Source organism: Paenarthrobacter sp. FR1 (genome assembly GCF_051106045.1).
GTDB classification, from domain to species: domain Bacteria; phylum Actinomycetota; class Actinomycetes; order Actinomycetales; family Micrococcaceae; genus Arthrobacter; species Arthrobacter nitroguajacolicus_A.
The window spans coordinates 1-1,078 of sequence record NZ_JBPFSF010000028.1; the positions used below are offsets into that span (position 1 = coordinate 1).

Genomic DNA, 1,078 nt, shown 5'->3' on the forward strand with positions numbered 1-1,078 from the left:
TTGCCCCGGATGGGGGCCGGACGGTGTTCGAGTACGCCCCCAACGGGGAACTGTCCCGCACCACGGACCCGCTCGGCCGCAGTATCGAGCGGGTGGTTGATGAGCTCGGGAACCTCACCGCCGCGGTGTTGCCCGACGGGGCGTCGTGGGGGTTCACCCACGACAACCTCTCCAGGCTCATCGCGGTGACGGACCCTGCCGGGCATGACTGGGTGCGGGAGTACGACACAGTCGGTGCTCTCACCGGGGTTGTTGATCCGACCGGGGTCCGGACCGGAGCGGTCACCGACCGGATCAACGGGACCGCGACCCTGACCGACGCGTTTACCACCACGGCTTTGAGTTTTGATGAGTACGGCCGCCCCACCCGGGTCGAGTCCGCGGATGGGTCCGCGGAGCTGGTGTCTTATGACGCGGCGGGGAACCCGGTCGAGTTGGTCGATGGTGAGGGCGGGTTGACGGTCTTGGGCCGCGATGCTGCCGGGAAGATCACTTCGATCACCTCACCCACGGGGGCGGTGACCCGGTTCGAGTATGACCACTGCGGCCGACCCTTCCGCAGTATTGACCCGGTAGGGGCGGTCACGGAATTGTCCTACGACCCGGACCAGCGCCTCACCGCGAGGAGACTGCCGAGCGGGGAGGTCGAGACGTTCGCCTACGATGCGTGTGGGCGGTTGACCGCGAAGCATACTCCCGGGGAGGGTACGGCCCGGTACGGGTACGACCGGTGCGGGCGGCTGAGCTTCTCACAGGATTCCTGGTACGGGACCCGCCGCTTTGAATACAACCTCGCCGGGGAGTTGACCGGGACCATCAACGGGGTGGGGGGCAGGACCCGGTTCGAGTACGACACCCGCGGCCGGCTCACTAGGATCACGGACCCCACCGGTGGGGTGACCACCCGGACGTATACGGCCACGGACCAGGTCGAGACGGTCACGGACCCGCTCGGGCGGGTCACCACCGCCACGTATGACCCGGCGGGGCGGCAGTTGTCCCAGACGGACCCGGACGGGCACACCACCACCTGGAGCTACGACACCGCCGGTCGGGAAGCGTCGGCCTCGGTGGACGG

1 pseudogene is annotated in these 1,078 nt (G+C 68.4%); it reads left to right on the top strand.

Annotated elements, in window-relative coordinates:
- Positions 1 to 23: 23 nt before the first annotated feature.
- Positions 24 to 1,078 (top strand): annotated as a pseudogene (locus ACR30Z_RS22565) (DUF6531 domain-containing protein); the annotation flags it as partial.